This window comes from Actinosynnema sp. NPDC059335 (genome assembly GCF_042752395.1).
Classification (GTDB): domain Bacteria; phylum Actinomycetota; class Actinomycetes; order Mycobacteriales; family Pseudonocardiaceae; genus Actinosynnema.
Genome location: NZ_JBHYXZ010000136.1, coordinates 1 through 23,359 on the forward strand (window position 1 = coordinate 1; position 23,359 = coordinate 23,359).

General features: G+C 75.3%; 2 protein-coding genes. Both read right to left on the bottom strand.

Annotated elements, in window-relative coordinates; translation table 11 throughout:
- Positions 1-13,705, bottom strand: a 13,705-nt coding sequence (locus ACFXGA_RS31335; RefSeq protein ID WP_378094156.1) for an SDR family NAD(P)-dependent oxidoreductase, incomplete at its 3' end; no start/stop codon positions are given.
- A gap of 5 nt (positions 13,706-13,710) precedes the next feature.
- The coding region (locus tag ACFXGA_RS31340) for an SDR family NAD(P)-dependent oxidoreductase (protein WP_378094158.1) at positions 13,711-23,359 on the bottom strand (9,649 nt) is incomplete at its 5' end.

The window sequence follows — 23,359 nt, forward strand, 5'->3', positions numbered from 1 at the left end:
GGGCGTATGGGTCCCCCACCTGGGGATCCGTGTTCTTCACACTACCCGACCCCACCGACAAAACCGACGACACAATCGGGATCTGTGGATGGTTGAACGACAATCGCTCCACCACCCGCGCGAACTCGCCCAGCATCGGCTCCATGCGAGCCGAGTGGAACGCGTGGCTCACCGCCAGCCGCCGCGTCTCCCGCCCCCGTTCCCGCCACTGCTCGGCCAACCGCAGCACCGCGTCCTCGTCACCGGACACCACGACCGACTCCGGACCGTTGACGGCCGCGATCTCCACCCCGTCGGTGAGCACGATCTCCGCCTCGGCCGCCCGGATCGACACCATCGCCCCACCGGCCGGCAACTCCTGCATCAACCGACCCCGCGCCGACACCAACGCACACGCGTCCTCCAGCGACAACACACCCGCCACGTGCGCGGCAGCGACCTCACCTACCGAATGCCCCACCACGTAGTCAGGGGTCAAGCCCATCGACTCCACCAGCCGGTACAAGGCGACCTCGACCGCGAACAACGCAGGCTGCGTGAACCGGGTCTCGTCCAGGTCCACGTCACGCAACGACACACCGAGCAGCCCGCACACGTCGTCCAACACACGAGCGAACACCGGGAACGCCCCAGCCAGCCGCTCCCCCATGCCACGCCACTGCGAACCCTGCCCCGAGAACACGAACGCGGTCTTGCCCTGCTCCGCCTTCACGATCGGAGCAGCCGCCAGCGCGTCGAGGTCGGCGAGCAGCGTCGCCGGGTCGGTCAGGGCCACGCGGTACGGGAACCGGGCACGTCCCGCCAACACCGCGCCGACCGCCGGGTCGCCGGCGAACTCGCGCAACCGGACCGCCTGCGCCCGCAACGCCTCCGGCGACCGCGCCGACAGCAGCCACGGCACGTGGTCCACGACCTCGACCGGGTCCGCGTCGGGGGACTCTTCGAGGATCAGGTGCGCGTTGGTGCCGCTGATCCCGAACGCGGACACGCCGGCCCGGCGCGGCCGGTCCCGCCCCGGCCACGGCCGGGCCTCGGTGAGCAGGTCGATCCGGCCCCGCTCCCACTCGACGTGCGGGGTCGGCTCGTCCACGTGCAGGGTCTTGGGCAGCACGCCGTGCCGCAGGGCCTCGACCATCTTGATGACGCCCGCGACACCGGCGGCGGCCTGGGTGTGGCCGAGGTTCGACTTCACCGACCCCAACCACAACGGCTCCGAACGATCCTGCCCGTACGTCGCCAACAACGCCTGCGCCTCAATGGGATCGCCCAACGTCGTACCCGTGCCGTGCGCCTCCACCACGTCCACATCGGACGGCGACAAACCCGCGTTCGCCAACGCCTGCCGGATCACCCGCTCCTGCGACGGACCATTCGGCGCGGTCAACCCGTTCGACGCACCGTCCTGGTTCACCGCCGACCCGGCCACCACCGCCAACACCCGATGACCCCGCCGCCGCGCATCCGACAACCGCTCCAACAAGACCAACCCCGCGCCCTCGGACCAACTCGTGCCGTCCGCCGCCGCGGCGAAGGACTTGGAGCGGCCGTCGGCGGCCAGGCCGTGCTGCCGGGAGAACTCCACGAAGCTCGCCGGGGTGGCCATCACCGTGACGCCGCCGGCCAACGCCAGGTCGCACTCACCCGACCGCAACGCCTGCGCCGCCAAATGAATCGCCACCAACGACGACGAACACGCCGTGTCCACCGACACCGCCGGACCCTCCAACCCCAACAGGTACGACACCCGACCCGACGTCACACTCGTCGCCGTCCCCGTCGCCAGGTACCCCTCGACGTCCCGGGACACCTGGTCCACGCCACCCGCGTACCCGGACGCCCAGATGCCGGTGAACACCCCCGTCCGACTGCCCTGCAACGAAGTCGGGTCGATACCCGCGTGCTCGAACACCTCCCACGCCGTTTCCAGCACGAGGCGTTGCTGCGGGTCCATCGCCACGGCCTCGCGGGGCGAGATGCCGAAGAACGCCGCGTCGAACCCGCCCACGTCGGCCAGGAACCCGCCGGACCGGGTGTAGGTGGTGCCGGGGCCGCCGTCCGGGTCGTAGAGCCCGGCCACGTCCCAGCCCCGGTCGGTCGGGAAGTCGCCGATCGCGTCCACACCCTCCGCGACCAACCGCCACAGGTCCGCCGCCGAACCCACCCCACCCGGGAACCGGCAGCCGGTGCCGACGATCACGACCGGGTCGTCGGTGACCGCCGCGGCGACCGGCGCTTCGGCCCGGCGCACCGCCCCGAGCAGGACTTCCCGCAGGTGGTCGGCGAGCCTGGCGGGCGTGGGGTGGTCGAACGTCATGGTCGGCGACAGCCGCGCGCCGACCGCCGCGGCGAGCCGGTTGCGCAGCTCCACCGCCGTCAGCGAGTCGAACCCGAGGTCCTTGAACGCCCGGTCCGGGTCGACGGTGTCCGTGCGGCCCAGCACGGCCGCGCTGTGCGTGGTGACCAGCTCCAGCAACGCCACGCGCTGCTCGGCCTCGGGCAGGGAGGCCAACCCTCCCACCACGCCCGGCGTGCGGGCCGGTCGACGGCGGGTCAGGGCACGCAGCACCGGCCGGTCGCCCAGGGCCGACACGCGCAGGCCGGCGGCCACGAGCGTCGGCTCGGGCGAGGTGAGGGCGGCGTCGAAGAGGGCCAGGCCGTGCTCCGTGCCCAGCGGCACGACGCCCGACCGCGCCAGCCGGCGTCGGTCGGTGGCGTCGAGGTGCCCGGTCAGGCCACTGGCCTGCGCCCACTGACCCCACGCCACGGACACGGCGGGCAGGCCCTGCCGGTGGCGGTGTTCGGCCAGGGCGTCGAGCGTGGCGTTGGCGGCCGCGTAGTTGCCCTGCCCGGCGCTGCCGAGGACCCCGGCGGCCGAGGAGAACAGCACGAACGCGCTCAGGTCGAGGTGCCGGGTCAGCTCGTGCAGGTGCCGGGCCGCGTCCGCCTTCGGCGCGCGCACGGCGGCGAGCCGTTCCGGGGTCAGCGACGCGATCACGCCGTCGTCCAGCGCGCCGGCCGCGTGGACCACGGCGGTGAGGTCGGGGATGCCGGCCAGGAGCCGGGCCAGCGCCTCGCGGTCGCCGACGTCGCACGCGACCACCGTGACGTCCGCCCGGCCCGCGAGTTCCGCGCGCAGGTCGGGCGCGTGGCCGGACCGGCTCGCCAGCACGAGCTTGCGCACGCCGTGCGCGGTGGCGAGGTGCCGGGCGACCAGCGTGCCGAGCGCGCCGGTGCCGCCGGTGACGAGGACCGTGCCGTCCGGGTCGAGCGGGGCGGGCACGGTCAGCACGACCTTGCCGACGTGCCCGGCCTGGCTCACGTGCCGGAACGCCGCACGGGCGCGCCGGACGTCCCACGCGGTGACCGGCGGCACCCGCAGCTCGCCCGCCGCGAGCAGCCGCACGACCTCCGCCAGCACCTCGCCGAGCCGCGCGGGTCCGGCCTCGGCGAGGTCGAACGCCCGGTAGCCGGGCACGTCGCGCACGTCGGCCTTGCCCATGTCGACGAACCGGCCGCCGTCGGCCAGCAGCCGCAGCGACGCGTCGGTGAACTCGCCGGTCAACGAGTGCAGCACCACGTCGACCTCGGGGAAGCGGTGCTCGAACTCCAGCGTCCGGGACGAGGCGAGGTGGTCGTCGGGCAGGCCCAGGTCCCGCAGCACGGGCCACTTGCCGGGGCTCGCGGTGGCGAAGACCTCCGCGCCGGCCCGGCGGGCGAGCTGGATCGCGGCCGTGCCGACGCCGCCCGCGCCGGAGTGGACCAGCACCCGGTCGCCCGCCCGGAGCCGGCCCAGGTCGAACAGGCCGTACCAGGCGGTGAGGAACGCGACCGGCACGGCGGCGGCCCGGCTGAACGCCCACCCGTCGGGCATCGGGACGAGCACCCGGTGGTCGGCCACCGCCGTGGTGCCGAACGCGCCGGACAGCAGGCCGAGGACCCGGTCCCCGGGCCGGAACCCGGTGACCTCCGAGCCGACCTCGGTGACCACGCCCGCGCCCTCGCTGCCCAGCGCGGCCGGCGCCGGGTAGACGCCGAGGGCGATCAGGACGTCGCGGAAGTTCAGGCCCGCCGCGCGCACCGCGACCCGCACCTCGTGCGGCCGCAACGGCGTCGCCGGGGCCTCGGTGAACGCCAGGTCGTCCAGGTTCCCGGTGCCGGGGTCGGTCACCGTGCCGGTGACGGCCGGGTGCGCGGCGGTGCGGACGAGCCGCGGCACGTGCACCACGCCGCCGCGGATCGCGACCTGGTCCTCGCCGTCCGGCACGACGGGCGGCGAGTCGTCGGTGTCCACCAGGACCAGGCGGTCGGGGTGCTCGGCCTGCGCCGCGCGGACCAGGCCCCACACGGCGGCGGCGTCGAGGTCGTCCACCCGGTCGCCGGGCGCCGCGGCCACGGCGTTGCGGGTGTGCACGACCAGGCGCGTGTCGCCGTCCTCGGCGAGGAACCGCTGGAGCACCGCCAGGGCCTCCTCGGCCGACGCCGGCGTCACGACCCGGTCGGGGGTGACCGCCTCGCCGTCGCGTCGGATCCAGTCGAGCCTGAACAACGCGTCGTCGGCCGGCCGGGTCATCGGGCGGGTGGTGAGCGAGCCGATGGTGGCGACGGGCATGCCGGACTCGTCGGCGAGGGCCACGGCGTAGCCGTCGGCGGCCGTGCCGGACAGCCTGACCCTGGCGGTGGTCGCGCGGGGGCGGTGGACCGCGATCCCGGTCAGGGTGAACGGCAGCCGCACCTCGTCCCCACCGCCCGCGAGCAGCGCCAGCGGTTGCAGCGCCGCGTCGAGCAGCGCGGGGTGCGCGCCGTAGCGGTGGTCGGCGGTGTCGTCCACCGCGACCTCGGCGAACACCTCGCCGCCCGACCGCCACACCGCGCGCACGCCCTGGAACGCGGGGCCGTGCTCGTAGCCTGCGCCGGCCAGCGCGTCGTACAGGTCGCGCACGGCGACCGGCAGCGCGCCGGCCGGTGGCCAGGCGGTGGGGAACCCGGGCGGGACGACGGGGTCGGCGGCGAGCGTGCCGGTGGCGTGCCGGACCCACTCGTCCTGCGCCCGCGACCGGACCTCGACCGGGTGACGGCCGGTGTCGTCGGGCGCGCCCACCACGACCTGCACCCGCACCGGGCCGTCGAGCACCAGGGGCGATTCGAGGACGACCTCCTCGACCGCCGGGCACCCGACCACGCCGGCCGCGTGCGCGACCAGCTCCACGAACGCCGTCGCGGGCAGCAGCACGACGCCGAGCACGGCGTGGTCGGCCAGCCAGGGGTGCGTCGCCGTGGACACGGTGCCGGTCAGCACCACGGCCCGGTCGCCGGGCAGCTCCACGGACGCGCCGAGCAGCGGGTGGTCGACCGGGTCCAGGCCCGCGCCGGTCACGTCGCCCGTGCCGCCGGGCGCGAGCCAGAAGCGCTGCCGCTGGAACGGGTAGGTCGGCAGCCCGGCCGCCGGCGTCGCCGGGACGCCCCAGTCGATGTCCGCGCCGAGCACGAACAGGCGTGCGGCGGCGGCGTGGAAGTCGGCCCGCCCGCCGTGGTCGCGGCGCAGGGTGCCGGTCGCGGCGGCGTCCTGCTCCTCCAGCGCGGGCAGCAGCACGGGGTGCGGACCGACCTCCACGAACACCGGCGAGCCCGCTGCCGCCACCGCACCGACGACCTGTTCGAACAGCACCGGGGCACGCAGGTTCCGGTACCAGTAGGCGGCGTCCAGCCCGGCGGTGTCGATCACCGTGCCGGTCACCGTGGAGTGGAACGGGATCCGGGCGGTGGCGGGCGCGAGGTCGGCGAGGTCGGTGGTCAACCGGTCGCGGACGGCCTCCACCTGCGCGGAGTGGGCCGCGTAGTCCACCGGCAGCCGGCGGGCACGCAGGTCGTCGGCCTCGGCCGACGCCAGCAGCTCGTCCAGCGCCCCGGTGTCACCGGAGACGACGACCGAGCCGGGCGCGTTGACCACCGCCACGGTCAACCGGTCGCCCCACCGGGCCAGGTAGGCGGCGGCGTCGGCGGCGGACAGGCCGAGCGACACCATCCCGCCCAGGCCCGAGATCGCGAGGAGGGCCTTGCTCCGCAACGCGACGACCTTCGCGGCGTCCTCCAGCGACAACGCCCCGGCGACGTGGGCGGCGGCGATCTCGCCCTGCGAGTGGCCGACCACGACGTCCGGTTCGACGCCGACCGAGCGCCACAGCCGCGCCAGCGCCACCATCACCGCGAACAGCGCGGGCTGCACCACGTCCACCCGGTCCAGCGACCCGCCGGCCAGCACGGCGACCAGCGACCAGTCGGTGTGCGGCGCGAGGGCGCGGGCGCACTCGTCGATCGCGTCGCGGAAGACCGGCTCCTGCGCGTACAGGTCGCGGCCCATGCCGACCCACTGCGCGCCCTGGCCGGGGAACACGAACACGGTCCGGTCCGGCGTGCCCGCCACCCCGGTGACCACGTCGTCGCCGAGGACGGCCGCGCGGTGGGCGAACCTGGTCCGCCCGGCCAGCGCCCGGCCGATGGCGGCGGGCCGCGGGTGGTCGGCCGCGAACGCGCGCAGCCGCCGGACCTGGTCCCGCAACGCCGGCTCGCTCCGGGCGGACACCAGCCAGGGCAGGTCCGCTCCCCCGGCCGGATCCGGCGCGTCCGGGGCCTGTTCCAGCACCACGTGCGCGTTGGTGCCGCTGATGCCGAACGCCGACACCGCGGCCCGCCGGGGCCGTCCGGTGTCCGGCCACGGCACGGCCTCGGTCAGCAGGCGCACCGCGCCGTCGTCCCAGGCCACGTGCGGGGTCGGTTCGGTGACGTGCAGGGTGCGCGGCAGGCTGCCGTGCCGCAGCGCCATCACCGTCTTGATCACACCGGCGACACCCGCCGCCGCCTGCGTGTGACCGATGTTCGACTTCACCGACCCCAACCAGAGCGGCGTCTCCCGGTCCTGGCCGTAGGTCGCCAACAACGCCTGCGCCTCGATCGGATCGCCCAACGTCGTACCCGTGCCGTGCGCCTCCACCGCGTCCACATCGGACGGCCGCAATCCCGCGTTCGCCAACGCCTGACGAATCACCCGCTCCTGAGAAGGACCATTGGGCGCGGTCAACCCGTTCGACGCGCCGTCCTGGTTCACCGCCGTCCCGGCCAGCACCGCCAGCACCTGGTGCCCCCGCCGCCGGGCGTCGGACAGGCGCTCCAGCAGCACCAGACCCGCGCCCTCGCCCCAGCTCGTGCCGTCCGCGGAGGCGGAGAACGGCTTGCACCGGCCGTCCGCGGCCAATCCGCGCTGCCGGGAGAACTCGGTGAAGCCGACCGGTGTCGCGATCACCGTGACGCCGCCCGCCAGCGCCAGGTCGCACTCCCCCGCCCGCAGCGCCTGCGCCGCGAGGTGCATCGCCACCAACGACGACGAGCACGCCGTGTCGATGGACACCGCGACGCCTTCCAGCCCGAGCAGGTAGGCGATCCGGCCGGACACCACGCTGGTCGCCGCGCCGGTGCCGAAGTACCCCTCCACTCCGGAGGCCGCGCCCGCCCCGTACCCGGACGACCAGATGCCGGTGAACACGCCGGTCCGACTGCCCCGCAACGACGTCGGGTCGATCCCGCCGTGCTCGAACGTCTCCCACGCGGTCTCCAGCAGGACCCGTTGTTGCGGGTCCATCGCCAACGCCTCGCGCGGCGAGATGCCGAAGAAGTCCGCGTCGAACCCGGCCACGTCGGTCAGGAACCCACCCGACCGGGTGTAGCTCGTGCCGGGGTGGTCGGGGTCCGGGTGGTACAGGCGGTCCAGGTCCCAGCCCCGGTCGGCCGGGAAGTCGCCGATGGCGTCCACGCCGTCCACCACCAGCCGCCAGAGGTCGTCGGGCGAGGACACCCCGCCCGGCAACCGGCACCCCATGCCGACGATCACGATCGGGTCGTCGTCCACCGCCTTCGTCACGGGCGCGGCGACGTCGCGGCGGGTGCCCAGCAGCTCGTCGCGCAGGTGCTCGGCCAGGCGCACCGGGGTGGGGTGGTCGAACGTCAGCGTCGCGGGCAGCCGCAGGCCGGTGGCGACGCCGAGGCGGTTGCGCAGCTCCACGGCGGTGAGCGAGTCGAACCCGAGGTCCTTGAACGGCAGCCCGGTGTCCACGGCGTCCGGTGAGGCGTGGCCGAGCACGGTGGCGGTGTCGGCGGTGACGACGTCGAGCACGGCGGCCACCTGCTCGGCCGCCGGCAGCGACCGCACCCGGTCGGCCAGCGCGCCCCGGTGGACCGGCCGCCTGCCCGGCTTGCGGGTCACCAACCCGCGCAGCGCGGACGGCAGCACGGGCGTGCGGGCCAGGGCGGGCAGGTCCAGCGCGACCGGCGCGACGGCGGCCCGGTCGGCGGCCAGCGCCGCGTCGAACAGCTCCAGCGCGTGCCCAGTGGCCAACGGCACGACGCCGGCGCGGGTCAGGCGGCGCCGGTCGGCGTCGGTGAGGTGCCCGGTCATGCCGCTGGATTCGGCCCAGTACCCCCAGGCCAGCGAGACGGCGGGCAGGCCGAGGGCGCGTCGGTGCACGGCCAGGGCGTCGAGGAAGGCGTTCGCGGCGGCGTAGTTGGCCTGTCCCGGGCTGCCGAGCACGCCGGCGGCGGAGGAGAACAGCACGAACGCGGCCAGGTCGAGGTGGCGGGTCAGCTCGTGCAGGTGCCAGGCGGCCCGCGCCTTGGGCGCGAACACGGCCTCCACCTGCCGCGGCGTCAACTCGGTGACCACGGCGTCGTCCAGCACGCCGGCCGCGTGCACCACCGCCGTCAGATCCGGGATCGACGCCACCAACTCCGCGACCCGACCACGATCCGACACATCACACGCGACCACACGCACATCCGCGTCCAACTCCGGCGGCACACCACCGCTGCGACCCACCAACACCAACCGCCGCACCCCGTGCCGGACGACCAAATGCCGGGCCAGCGCACGACCGAGCGTCCCCAGTCCGCCGGTGATCAGCACCGTGCCGTCGAGCACGGGGGGCAGGGCGAGGACGATCTTGCCGATGTGCCGGGCCTGGCTCATGTGCCGGAACACGTCCACCGCGTCGCGCACGCCCCGCACGTCGAGCGGCATGGGGCTCAACACGCCGTCCGCGAAGGCCGCCACGGTGTCGGCCAGGATCTCGCCCAGCCGGGCCGGGCCGGCGTCGGCGATGTCGAACGCCGTGTAGTCGACGCCCTCGGGCGCGCGGATGTCCGTCTTGCCCATCTCCACGAACCGGCCGCCGGGCGCGAGCAGGCGCAACGACGCGTCCAGGAACTCGTCGGTCAGCGAGTTCAGCACCACGTCCACCGCCGGGAACCGCTGCTCGAACTCCAGCGTGCGCGACGACGCGATGCGGTCGTCCGCCAACCCCAAGCCGCGCAGCACCTCCCACTTGCCGGGGCTCGCCGTGGCGAACACCTCCGCGCCCAGGTGACGCGCCAGCTGGATCGCGGCCATGCCGACGCCGCCGGTGCCCGCGTGGATCAGCACGCGGTCGCCCGGTCGGACGCGGCCGAGGTCGACCAGGCCGTACCAGGCGGTGAGGAACACGACGGGCACGGAGGCGGCGCGGGCGAACGACCAGCCGTCCGGGATCGGCGCGAGCAGCCGGTGGTCGGCCACCGCGACCGGCCCGAACGCGCCGGGCACCAGCCCGAACACCCGGTCGCCCGGCCGGAACCGGTCCACGCCCGGCCCGACGTCGAGCACCACGCCCGCGCCCTCGCCGCCCATCACCGCCTCGCCGGGGTAGACGTCGAGCGCGATGAGCACGTCGCGGAAGTTCAGCCCGGCCGCCCGCAGCGCGACCCGGACCTCACCGGGTCCCGGGGGCACGTCCGGTCGCGGCACGAGCGCCAGGTCGTCGATGCCGCCCGTGCCGACGTCCGCCAGCCGCCACGGGCCGTCCGGCGGGGTGAGCGCGCGGTCCACCCGGGTCAGGCGGGGCGCGAGCAGGACCCCTCGGCGCACCGCCAGCTCCGACTCGTCGGGCAGCGCGCCGTCCCACGAGTCGTCGGCGTCGACCAGCACGAACCGGCCGGGTTGCTCGGCCTGGGCCGACCGCACCAGACCCCAGACGGCGGCGTGGGCGGGGTCGACCACGTCACCGGGCACGGCCGCGACCGCGCCCCGGGTGACCACCGCCAGCCGGGCGTCGCCCCGGATCGCCGCCAGGACTTCCCGCACCGCGGCCAGGGCCCGGTCGGGCGCCTCGCCGGGAGGGGTGGACACGCGGTGCACGGTGTCCGCGACGGCGGTCCCGGTCACGGGCGCCCACGTGAGCTGGAACAGGTCGTCCGGGGCGTCGGCGACGGCCCGCACGGACAGCGACGCGAGGGACGCCACCGCCACGCCGTCGAGGTCGGTGACCGACACCGAGTAGGTGTCGGGTCCGCCGGACAGCCGCACGCGCAGCGCGGTCGCGTCGGTCGGCCGGATCACCACGTCGGAGAAGGCGAACGGCAGCCGGGCGGGGCCGTCGGGGTGCAGCAACGCCACGGGGTGCAGGGCCGCGTCGAGCAGCGCCGGGTGCAGCGCGAAGCGCTCCCCGGCCGGCGCCTCCACCACGGCGTGCACGACGTCGCCGGCCCGCCACGCGGCCGTGACGCCCTGGAAGGCGGGGCCGTAGTCGTAGCCGAGGGCGGCGAAGGTGTCGTAGAGGGCGCCGACGTCGAGCGGTTCCGCGTGCGGCGGCGGGCTGGTGTCGGCGGCCGCGGGTTCGGGTGCGTCGCCCACGGTTCCGGTGGCGTGCCGGACCCACCCGTCGCGGTGGGAGTGCACGGTGACGGACCGGTTCCCGTCGTCGTCCGCCGGGCCGACGACGACCTGGAGCCGCACGGGGTCGTGGTCGAGGACGAGCGGTGCCTCCAGCACCAGCTCGCGCACCGCGGTCGCGCCGACCCGGGTCGCGGCGTGGGCGGCGAGGTCGAGGAACACCGTGCCGGGCAGCAGCGCCGCGCCGCGCACGGCGTGGTCGGCGAGCCACGGGTGGGTGGACAGCGACACCGCGCCGGTGAGGGCCGCGCCGCCGTCCGGCAGGTCCACCGCGGTGGTCAGCAGCGGGTGGTCGCCCGTCGCGGCGGCCGGGGTCGGGCGCAGCCAGAACGGCTGCCGCTGGAACGGGTAGCCGGGCAGGGTCGCGGGCGTGAGGCCGGTCGGGAACAGTGGCCGCCAGTCCACCTCGACGCCGCGGACGTGCAGGCGCGCGAGGGCCGCGCGGAACTCCTCCGGCTGCTCGCGCCGCAGGGTGCCGGTGACGAGCACGTCGGCGGTCCCGGCCGTCTCCGCCACCGCCGCCGTCAGCACCGGGTGCGGGCCGACCTCGACGAACACGCCGTGGCCGTGGTCGAGCAGCGTGCGCGTGGCGTGGTCGAACCGCACCGGCTCGCGCAGGTTGCGGTACCAGTAGGCGGCGTCCAGGTCGGCGGCGACCTCGCCGGTGACGGTCGAGTACAGCGGGACGGCGGCGGGGCGCGGGGTGACGCCCGCCAGGTCGTGGCGCAGCCGGTCGCGGAGCGCTTCGACCTCGACCGAGTGGGCGGCGTAGTCGACCGGGAGCGCGCGGGCGCGGACGTCGTCGGCGGCGCACGCGGCGAGCAGTTCCCCCAGGTCGTGGTCGTTGCCCGAGACGACGACCGTGCCGGGTGCGTTGACCACGGCGACGGTGAGCCTGCCGTCCCAGCGGTCCAGGTAGGACGCGGCCTCCTCCGGGGACAGCGCGACGGACACCATGCCGCCGCGCCCGGCCAGCGGCGCCAGGGCCTTCGCCCGCAGGGCGACGACCTTCGCCGCGTCCTCCAGCGACAGGATGCCGGCGACGTACGCGGCGGCGATCTCGCCCTGGGAGTGGCCGACCACCGCGTCCGGGACGACGCCGTGCGACTTCCACAGCCCGGCCAGCGCCACCATCACGGCGAACAGCGCGGGCTGGACCACGTCCACGCGGTCGAGCGCGCCGTCGCGCAGGACGTCGACCAGCGACCAGTCCACGTGCGGGGCGAGCGCTTCGGCGCAGGCGTCGACGTGCGCGCGGAACACGTCCGACGTGGCGTACAGCGCGCGGCCCATGCCCGGCCACTGCCCGCCCTGGCCGGGGAACACGAACACCGTCCGGCCCGGCACGCCCGCCTCGCCGGTGACCAGGCCGGGCGCGCCGCGGCCGTCGGCGAGCGCGTCCAGGCCGGCGCGGTGGTCGGCCAGGAGGACGGCGCGGTGCTCGAACCGGGTGCGGTCGACCAGGGCCCGGCCGATGTGCGGGTTCGGCGCGTCGACCGCCCTGAGGCGTTCCGCCTGGGCGGCCAGGGCCGCCGCCGTGCGGGCGGACAGCAGCCACGGGACGTCCGCGTCCACTGTGGACGGCGGCTCGGGTTCGACGTGTTCGAGGATGACGTGGGCGTTGGTGCCGCTGATGCCGAACGACGAGACGCCGGCGCGGCGGGGCCGGTCGGTGTCGGGCCAGGGCGTCGGTTCGGTGAGCAGGGAGACGCGGCCCGCGGTCCAGTCGACGTGCCCGGTGGGCCGGTCCACGTGCAGGGTGCGCGGGAGCGCGCCGTGCCGCATCGCCATGACCATCTTGATGACGCCCGCGACGCCGGCGGCGGCCTGGGTGTGGCCGAGGTTCGACTTGACCGACCCGAGGCGCAGGGGTTCGGTCCGGTCCTGGCCGTAGGTCGCGAGCAGGGCCTGGGCCTCGATCGGGTCGCCGAGCGCGGTGCCGGTGCCGTGGGCCTCGACCGCGTCCACGTCCGCAGGCTCCAGCCGGGCGTTGGCGAGGGCCTGCCGGATGACGCGTTCCTGCGCGGGTCCGTTGGGCGCGGCCAGGCCGTTGGACGCGCCGTCCTGGTTCACCGCGCTGCCGCGCACGACGGCGAGGACGCGGTGGCCGTTGCGGCGGGCGTCGGAGAGGCGTTCCAGCAGCAGCAGGCCCGCGCCCTCGGCCCAGCTCGTGCCGTCGGCCGCGTCGGCGAACGCCTTGACCCGGCCGTCCGGGGCGAGGCCGCGCTGCCGGGCGAACTCCACGAACCCGGCCGGGGTGGCCATGACCGTGACGCCGCCCGCCAGCGCCAGCGCGCACTCCCCGGCCCGCAGCGCCTGCGCGGCCAGGTGGATCGCGACCAGCGACGACGAGCAGGCCGTGTCCACCGACACGGCCGCGCCCTCCAGCCCGAGCAGGTAGGACACGCGGCCCGAGGTGGTGCTGGTGGCGATGCCGGTCGCCAGGAACCCCTCCAGGTCCGGCGGCGGCTGGGCGGCGTAGCCCGACGACCACACGCCGGTGAACACGGCCGTCCGGCTGCCGCGCACCGAGGTCGGGTCGATGCCCGCGTGCTCGAACGTCTCCCACGCGGTCTCCAGCAGCACGCGCTGCTGCGGGTCCATGGCCAACGCCTCGCGCGGCGAGATGCCGAAGAACCCGGCGTCGAAGCCCGCGCCGTCGGCGAGGAAGCCGCCCGACCGCGCGTAGGTGGCGCCGGGCCGGTCCGGGTCGGGGTCGTAGGGCACGTCCCAGCCGCGATCGGTCGGGAAGTCGCCGATCGCGTCCACCCCGTCGGCGACCAGCCGCCACAGGTCCTCCGGCGACCCGACGCCGCCGGGGTAGCGGCAGCCCATGCCGACGATGGCGATCGGTTCGCGGGCGGCCTCCTCCACCTCGGCCAGGCGCTTGCCCATGACCCGCAGGTCGGCCGTGGCGCGCTTGAGGTAACTGCGGAGCTTCTCTTCGTCGGCCATGACAGCTACTCCCCCGCGGTGCGGTGCTCGCCCGATCGGATGACCTGGGTCCGGCGGTGTTCGTCGTCGAGGATGTCGAACAGCTCGTCGTCCGTGGCGTCGGCCAAGTCCTCGTCCTCGACGCGCTTGGCGGTCCACGACGCGAGCAGCGCCTCCAGGCGCGCGGCGACCGCGTCGTGGTCCACGTCCCGCGCCCGGTCCAGAGTGGACTTGAGCTGGTCCAGCTCGGCCAGCAGCGGGTCGGGCGCGGAGGCGGCCAGCCGGTCCCGCAGGTGGTCGGCGACCCGCGCGGGCGTCGGGTGGTCGAAGGTCAGCGTGGCGGGCAGCCGCAGCCCGGTGGCCGCGTCGAGCCGGTTGCGCAGCTCGACGGCGGTCAGCGAGTCGAACCCGAGGTCCTTGAACGCCCGGTCCGGGCCGACGGCGTCGGTGGACGCGTGGCCGAGCACGGCCGCCACCGCGCGCCGGACCAGGTCCAGCACGTCCGAGGCCGCCTCCGGGCGCGGTCGGGCCGCGGTGCGCAGGAGGGTGGGCAGGTCGCCCGCGCGGCGGTCGAGCCGGACGGGCACGAACGCGGGTTCGCCCGCCGTGAGGGCGGCGTCGAACAGGGCCAAGGCCTCGTCGGTGGCCAACGGCAGCACGCCCGCGCCGGCGATGCGGCGGCGGTCGACGTCGGTGAGCTTGCCGGTCATGCCGCCGCTCACCGCCCACGGCCCCCACGCCAGGGACACGGCGGGCAGCCCGTTGGCGTGCCGGTGCGCGGCCAGGGCGTCGAGGTAGGCGTTCGCGGCGGCGTAGTTCGCCTGCCCCGGCCCGCCCAGCACGCCCGCGGCCGACGAGAACAGCACGAACGCGTCCAGGTCGCGGGTCAGCTCGTGCAGGTGCCGGGCCGCGTCCGCCTTGGGCCGCCAGACCTCGGCGAACCGCTCCGGCGTCAACGACTGCACGACCGCGTCGTCCAGCACGCCGGCCGTGTGCACGACCGACGTGACGGGGTGGTCGGCCAGGAGCCGGGCCACGGCGTCGCGGTCGGACACGTCGCAGGCGACCACCGCGACCTCCGCGCCGGCCAGGTCGGCCAGCAGTTCGGCCACGCCGGGGGCGTCCGGGCCGCGCCGGCTCACCAGCACCAGGCGGGTGACGCCGTGGCGGGCGACCAGGTGGCGGGCGACCGCGCCGCCGAGCGCGCCCGTGCCGCCGGTGACCAGGACCGCCCCGCCGGGGCGGAGGGTGGAGGGCAGGGGCGTGACGACGGCCCGTTCGAGCCGGGGCACGTGGACCCGCCCGGCCCGGACCGCCAGTTGCGGCTCGTCGCCCGCGGTGGGCGGCGGGTCGTCGGTGTCGGTGTCGACCAGCGCGAAGCGGCCGGGGTGCTCGGCGGCGGCGGACCGGACCAGGCCCCAGACGGCGGCGGCACGCGGGTCGGTCACGTCCTCGCCGTGCACCGACACCGCGCCCCGGGTCACCACGACCAGCCGGTCCGCGGTGTGGTCGTCGGCCAGGAACTCCCGGACCACCCGCAGGGTCTCGACCGGGTCGGTGGCGTCGTGGCGGCGGTCGCTGTCGGCCGGCGGGGTGTGGTCGCCTTCCAGTTCCGGCCAGGCGACGCGGTAGAGGGTGTGCGGACGGGCTCCGGTCGCGGTGGGGCGCAGGGTCAGCGACGCGATCGTGGCGACCGGCTCGCCGGCCGGGCCGGCCAGGTCGACCCGGTAGGTGTCCGGCGCCGTGGTGGACAGCCTCGCCTTGACCGCGGTGCGGCCCGGCGTCCAGACCGTGACGCCGGAGAACGAGAACGGCACCTTCGCCCGGTCGTCCAGGACCGTCACCGCCTGGAGCGCGGCGTCCAGCAGCGCGGGGTGCAGCGCGCACCGGTCGCCGTCGCCGGGCAGCTCGACGTCCGCGTAGAGGTCGTCGCCGGCGCGCCGGACCGCCCGCAGCCCTCGGAACGTCGGCCCGTACTCGAACCCGGTGTCGGCCAGCGCGTCGTGGAAGCCGTCGAGGTCCACCGGTTCGGTCGCCGGCTCGGCCCAGGGTGCGGGTGGCTCGTCGCCCGGTCCGAGGCGGCCGGTGGCGTGCCGCACCCATTCGCCGTCCGCCTTGGAGTGCACGGTGACGGTGCGCCGACCGTCCGCGTCCGGAGCCCCGACCGCGACCCGCACGTCCACCGCGCCGGGCAGTGCCAGCGGCGCTTCCAGCGTCAGCTCCTCGACCGCCGGGCACCCCGCCTCCCGGCCGGCCCGCAACGCCAGCTCCACGAACGCCGCGCCCGGCAGCAGCGCCGAGCCGAGGACGGTGTGCTCGCCGAGCCACGGCCGGGTGGCCGGGGACAGGTGGCCGGTCAGCACGACGCCCTGGTCGTCCGGCAGCTCCACCACCGCGCCGAGCAGCGGGTGGTCGGCGTCGTCGAGCCCGGCGCCGGCGACGTCGGTCGCCTCGGCGGCGACGAGCCAGTACCGCTCCCGCCGGAACGGGTAGGTGGGCAGGTCGGCGTGCGCGGAGGGCAACGTCCACTCCCCGCCCTCGACCCACAGCTTGCCGAGTGCGGCGAGGAGTCGTTCGGGCTCGTCGTGGTCGCGGCGCATCACACCGTTCGACACGAGCGTGGGGTGCGGCCCGATCTCCAGGAACCGCGTCACCCCGTTGGCCCGCAACCACTCCACCGCGTCGCCGAACCGCACCGCGTCCCGGGCTTGGCGCACCCAGTACGCCGCGTCCAACACCGCACCCGCGGAAGGGTCCCCCACCAGGGGATCCCTGTTTTTCACACTACCCGACCCCACCGACAAAACCGACGACACAATCGGGATCTGTGGATGGTTGAACGACAAGCCCTCCACCACCCGCCCGAACGCCTCCAGCATCGGCTCCATGCGAGCCGAGTGGAACGCGTGGCTCACCGCCAGCCGCCGCGTCTCCCGACCCAGCGCCTGCCACCGCTCGGCGACCTCACCCACCGCCGCCTCGTCACCGGAGATCACCACGGCATCCGGACCGTTGACCGCCGCGATCTCCACCCCGCCGGGCAGCGTCTCCAGCACCTCGGCCTCGCCGGCGCGGATCGACACCATCGCCCCACCGGCCGGCAACTCCTGCATCAACCGACCACGTGCCACCACCAACGCACACGCGTCCTCCAGCGACAACACACCCGCCACGTGCGCGGCAGCGACCTCCCCCACCGAATGCCCCACCACGTAATCCGGCCGAACACCCAACGACTCCACCAACCGGTACAAGGCGACCTCGACCGCGAACAACGCAGGCTGCGTGAACCGGGTCTCGTCCAGATCCACGTCACGCACCGACAAACCGAGCCGGCCGCACACCTCGTCCAACACACGAGCGAACACCGGGTACGCGCCGTGAAGCCGCCGCCCCATGCCCTGCCACTGCGAACCCTGCCCCGAGAACACGAACGCGGTCCCACCGGTCCGCGCCTCCCCGATCGGCGCGTCACCGCGGGCCAACGCGTCGAGGTCCGCCCCGAGCCGGGCCGGGTCCGTGAGCGCCGCCCGGAAGGGCAACCGCGCCCGCGTCGCCAACGCCGCGCCGACCACGGGGTCGCCGGCGAACTCGCGCAACCGGACCGCCTGCGCCCGCAACGCCTCCGGCGACCGCGCCGACAACAGCCACGGCACGTCGCCCGCCACCTCGACCGGATCGGCCGCCGGGGCCTGCTCCAGGATCACGTGCGCGTTCGTGCCGCTGATCCCGAACGACGACACACCGGCCCGCCGGGGACGGTCGACCGCGGGCCAGGGCACGGCCTCGGTGAGCAACCGGACGTCACCGGTCCCCCAGTCCACGTGCGTGGTGGGCCGGTCGACGTGGAGCGTGCGCGGCAGCGCGCCGTGCCGCATCGCCATGATCATCTTGATGACGCCGGCGATCCCCGCCGCGGCCTGCGTGTGGCCGAGGTTCGACTTGACCGACCCCAACCACAAAGGCTCCGAACGATCCTGCCCGTACGTCGCCAACAACGCCTGCGCCTCAATGGGATCGCCCAACGTCGTACCCGTGCCGTGCGCCTCCACCACGTCCACATCGGACGGCGACAAACGGGCGTTCGCCAACGCCTGCCGGATCACCCGCTCCTGCGACGGACCATTCGGCGCGGTCAACCCGTTCGACGCACCGTCCTGGTTCACCGCCGACCCGGCCACCACCGCCAACACCCGATGACCCCGCCGCCGCGCATCCGACAACCGCTCCAACAAGACCAACCCCGCGCCCTCGGACCAACTCGTGCCGTCCGCCGCGTCGGCGAACGACTTGATCCGCCCGTCCGCCGCCAACCCGCGCTGCCGCGAGAACTCCACGAACCCGGAGGGCGTCGCCATCACCGTGACGCCACCGGCCAACGCCAGGTCGCACTCACCCGACCGCAACGCCTGCGCCGCCAAATGAATCGCCACCAACGACGACGAACACGCCGTGTCCACCGACACCGCCGGACCCTCCAACCCCAACAGGTACGACACCCGACCCGACGTCACACTCGTCGCCGTCCCCGTCGCCAGGTACCCCTCCAGGTCGGCCTGCCGAACCCCGACGCCGTACCCCGACGACCAGATGCCCGTGAACACCCCCGTTCGACTGCCCTGCAACGACGTCGGGTCGATACCACCGTGCTCGAACGCCTCCCACGCCGTCTCCAACAGCACCCGCTGCTGCGGGTCCATCGCCAACGCCTCACGCGGCGAGATCCCGAAGAACCCCGCGTCGAACTCCGCCGCGTCCCGCAGGAAACCGCCCGATCGCGTGTAGCTGGTGCCGGGCGCGCCCGTCGGGTCGTACAGCCGATCGAGGTCCCAGCCCCGGTCGGTCGGGAAGTCGCCGATCGCGTCCACACCCTCCGCGACCAACCGCCACAGGTCCGCCGCCGAACCCACCCCACCGGGGAACCGGCACCCCATGCCGACCACCACGACCGGGTCGTCGGTGACCGCCGCGGCGACCGGCGCGACCACCGGGCGTTCCCGGCCGAGCAGGAGCCCGCGCAGGTGGTCCGCGAGCGCGGCGGGGGTCGGGTGGTCGAACGTCAGCGTGGCGGGCAGCTTCACGCCCAGCGCGGACGCGAGCCGGTTGCGCAGCTCCACCGCCGTCAACGAGTCGAACCCGAGGTCCTTGAACGCCCGCCGCGCGGCCACGCCGTCCGAGCGGCCGAGCACCACGGCGGTGTGCGTGCCGACCAGGTCGAGCACCACGGCGTGCTGCTCGGCCTCGGGCAGCGACGCGAGCCGGCGCGCCAGGTCGGTGTCGGAGGTCCGGCGGGTTCGCCGGGTCAACCCGCGCAGCGACGGCGCGGTCAGGTCGAGCCGGGCGGGCACCAGGACGGGCGCGCCGTCGGTCAGGGCCGCGTCGAGCAACGCCAACGCGTGCTCGGTCGTCATCGGCACCACCCCGGACCGCGCCAGCCGCCGCCGGTCGGCGTCGGTGAGGTGCCCGGTCAGGCCGCTGGCCTGCGCCCACTGGCCCCACGCCAGCGACACGGCGGGCAGGCCCAGCGCGTGCCGGTGGGCGGCCAGGGCGTCGAGGAAGGCGTTGGCGGCGGCGTAGTTGGCCTGGCCCGCGCCGCCGAGCACGCCGGCCGCCGACGAGAACAGCACGAACGCCTTCAGGTCGCGGGTCAGCTCGTGCAGGTGCCAGGCGGCGTCCACCTTCGGCCGCAGCACGTCGCGCAGGCGTCCCGGGGTCAGCGACGTCACCACGCCGTCGTCCAGCACGCCGGCCGCGTGCACCACGGCGCACAGGTCCGGGATGGTCGCGAGCACGGCGGCGAGCGCGTCGCGGTCGGTCACGTCGCACGCGACGACCGACACGTCCGCGCCCTCGACCTCCACCTCGCCGCCGCGCCGGCCGAGCAGCACCAGCCGCCGCACGCCGTGCCGGGCCACCAGGTGCCGGGCCACGAGCACGCCCAGCGTGCCGGTGCCGCCGGTGATCAGCACGGTGCCGTCGAGGTCGAGCGATCGGCGTCCACCGGGCCCGCGGTCGAGCCGGGGCGCGAGCACCGCGTCACCGCGGACCGCCACCTGGAACTCGTCGGCGGGCACCCGCACCTCGCCGTCGTGGTCCACGTCGACCAGCGCGAACCGGCCCGGGTGCTCGGCCTCCGCCGCCCGCACCAGACCCCACGCGGTCGCCGCGGCCAGGTCGGTCACCGCGTCCGGCCCGGCCGCGCCACGCGTGACGATCGCGAGCCGGCCGTCGTCGGACGTGCGCAGGAACTCCTGGACGACCGCCAGCGTCTCTTCCGCCACGGCGTGCGCGGCCGTCACCGGGTCGGCTCCCGGCGGGCCGGCCACGCGGTGCACGGCCGCGTCGGACAACGACGGCGTGACGGGCACCCAGTCGAGCCGGAACACACGGTGGTCGCGGTCGCGGAAGTCGGCGGTCATCGGCCGGACGGTCAGCGCGTCCACCACGGCCACGGGCTCGCCGGTGGGCGCGGCGAGCAGCACCCGGTAGGTGTCGGGACCGGTCGGGGTCAGCCGGACCCGTGCGGCCGACACCCCGGTCCGCAGCACGGCGACCCCGGCGAACGAGAACGGCAAGCGGCCCGCCGCGACCAGCGTGAGCGGCTGCAACGCGGCGTCCAGCAGCGCGGGGTGCAGGTCGAACCCGTCCCCGGGGTCCAGGGCGACCTCGGCGTAGAGGTCCGCGCCGTGCCGCCACACCGCCCGCACGCCCTCGAACGCCGGACCGTACTCGTAGCCGTGGGCGGCGAGGTCGTCGTAGAAGCCCGTGAGGTCCACCGGTTCCACGTCCGCGGGCCAGGTCGGGTCGGGGACGTCCGGGAGCGCCGCCCCGAGCGAGCCGGTGGCGTGCCGCACCCAGTCGCCGTCGACCCGGGAGTGGATCGTGACCGCGTTCGCCGCGTCGACCACGACCTGGACGAGCACGGAGTCCTGCCCGGACAGCACCATCGGCGCTTCCAGCAGCAGTTCGTCCACCACGGGCCGCCCGACCTGGTCGCCCGCGCGCCGGGCCAGCTCCAGGATGCCGGTGCCCGGCAGCAGCACGGACCCGTGGACGGCGTGGTCGGCCAGCCACGGGTGGGTGGCCGTGCCGAGCCGCCCGGTGAGCACCACCTGCCCCCCGGCGAGTTCCACCGCCGCGCCGAGCAGCGGGTGGTCGGTCGGGTCGAGACCGGCCGAGGTCACGTCCGCGGACCCCCGGACCGGGGTCAGCCAGTAACGCTCGTGCTGGAACGGGTAGGTCGGCACGTCCACGTGCGGGGCGGCCGGCACGGGCCAGTCGACGTCCACCCCGGCGACGAAGAGGCGCGCGGCCGCGGCGGTGAAGTCGCCCTGCTCGCGGCGCAGGGTGCCGACGGCCACGCCGTCCAGCGCCGGCACGAGCACGGGATGGGGGCTGACCTCCACGAACACGTCGTGCCCGGTCGCCGTCAACGCCGCCACCGCGCGGTCGAACCGGACGGGTTCCCGCAGGTTGCGGTACCAGTAGGCCGCGTCCGCCACCTCGACCAGCCCATCGGTCACCGTCGAGTGGAACGGCACCCGGGCCGGCAACGGCGTGATGTCGGCGAGGTCGGCCAACAACCGCTCCCGCACCGCCTCCACCTGCGCCGAGTGGGCCGCGTAGTCCACCGGCAGGACGCGGGCGCGGACGCCGTCGGCGTCACAGGCGGCCACCAGCTCGGCGATCGCGGCCGGTTCGCCGGACACGACCACGGAATCGGCCGCGTTGACGACGGCGACCGAGAGCCGGTCACCCCACCGGGACAGCAACTCGGCGTCCGGTGGCAACGACACCGACACCATCCCGCCCGCACCGGAAATCGCAACCAGGGCCTTGCTCCGCAGCGCCACCACCTTCGCGGCGTCCTCCAACGACAACGCCCCGGCCACATGCGCCGCCGCGATCTCACCCTGGGAATGACCCACCACGGCGTCCGGCTCGACACCGTAGGACCGCCACAACGCGGCCAACGACACCATCATCGCGAACAGCGCGGGCTGGACCACGTCCACCCGGTCCAATGACCCGCCACTCAGGACTTCCACCAACGACCAGTCCACGTGCGGCGCAAGAGCACGCTCACACGCGTCTACGGCATCCCGGAACACCGGCTCCCGCGCGTACAGCTCCCGGCCCATCCCGACCCACTGCGCCCCCTGACCCGGGAACACGAACACCGACTTCCCCGACGCCGATGCCGTGCCCGTCACCAGGCCGGGGTGCTCGCGGCCCTCGGCCAGCGCACCCAACGCCCCGGGCTCCAGCACCACCGCGCGGTGGTCGAAACGCGCCCGACCGGCCAGCACCCGGGCCACCGCGGCACGGTCCGGGTCGGCGGCCCGCGCCAGGCGTCGGGCCTGGTCGCGCACCGCGCCCCGGGTCTTGCCCGTGATCACCCACGGCACCGCCTCGGCGGGTCCGACCGGCTCGGGGTCGGCCGGCGGCGCCTGCTCGATGATCACGTGGGCGTTCGTGCCGCTGACCCCGAACGACGACACCCCGGCGCGACGCGGGCGGCCGGTCTCCGGCCACGGCACCGCCTCGGTCAGCAGCCGGACGTCCCCCGCGGCCCAGTCCACGTGCGGTGTCGGCTCGTCCACGTGCAGCGTCCTGGGCAGGTGGCCGTGCCGCAGGGCCATCACCGTTTTGATCACACCGGCGACACCCGCCGCCGCCTGCGTGTGACCGATGTTCGACTTCACCGACCCCAACCACAACGGCTCCGAACGATCCTGCCCGTACGTCGCCAACAACGCCTGCGCCTCGATCGGATCACCCAACGTCGTACCCGTTCCGTGCGCCTCCACCACGTCCACATCGGACGGTGTCAGCCCGGCGTTCGCCAACGCCTGACGAATCACCCGCTCCTGAGAAGGACCATTAGGCGCGGTCAACCCGTTCGACGCACCGTCCTGGTTCACCGCCGAGCCGGCCAGCACCGCCAACACCCGGTGGCCGTTGCGGCGCGCGTCCGACAGGCGCTCCAGCAGCACCAGACCCGCGCCCTCGCCCCAGCTCGTGCCGTCCGCGGACGCCGAGAACGGCTTGCACCGGCCGTCCGGCGCGAGACCGCGCTGACGGGAGAACTCGGTGAAGCCCAACGGGTTCACGATCACCGTGACGCCGCCCGCCAGCACCAGGTCGCACTCGCCCGCCCGCAGCGCCTGCGCCGCGAGGTGCATCGCCACCAGCGACGACGAGCAGGCGGAGTCCACCGACACGGCCTGGCCGCGCAGTCCGAGCAGGTAGGCGACGCGCCCGGACGTGACGCTGGGCGAGATGCCGGTCGCCAGGTAGCCCTCCGCGTCACGCGGCGCCTGCTCGACCACACCCCCGTACCCCGAGGACCACAGGCCGGTGAAGACGCCGGTCCGGCTGCCGCGCAACGACGTCGGGTCGATGCCCGCGTGCTCGATGGTCTCCCACGCCGTCTCCAACAGCACCCGCTGCTGCGGGTCCATGGCCAACGCCTCGCGCGGCGAGATGCCGAAGAAGTCCGCGTCGAACCCGGCCGGGTCCGCGAGGAACCCGCCCGAGCGGGTGTAACTCGTGCCGGGGTGATCCGGGTCCGGGTGGTACAGGCGCTCCAGGTCCCAACCCCGGTCGGCCGGGAAGTCGCCGATGGCATCCACGCCGTCCACCACCAGCCGCCACAGGTCGTCGGGCGAGGAC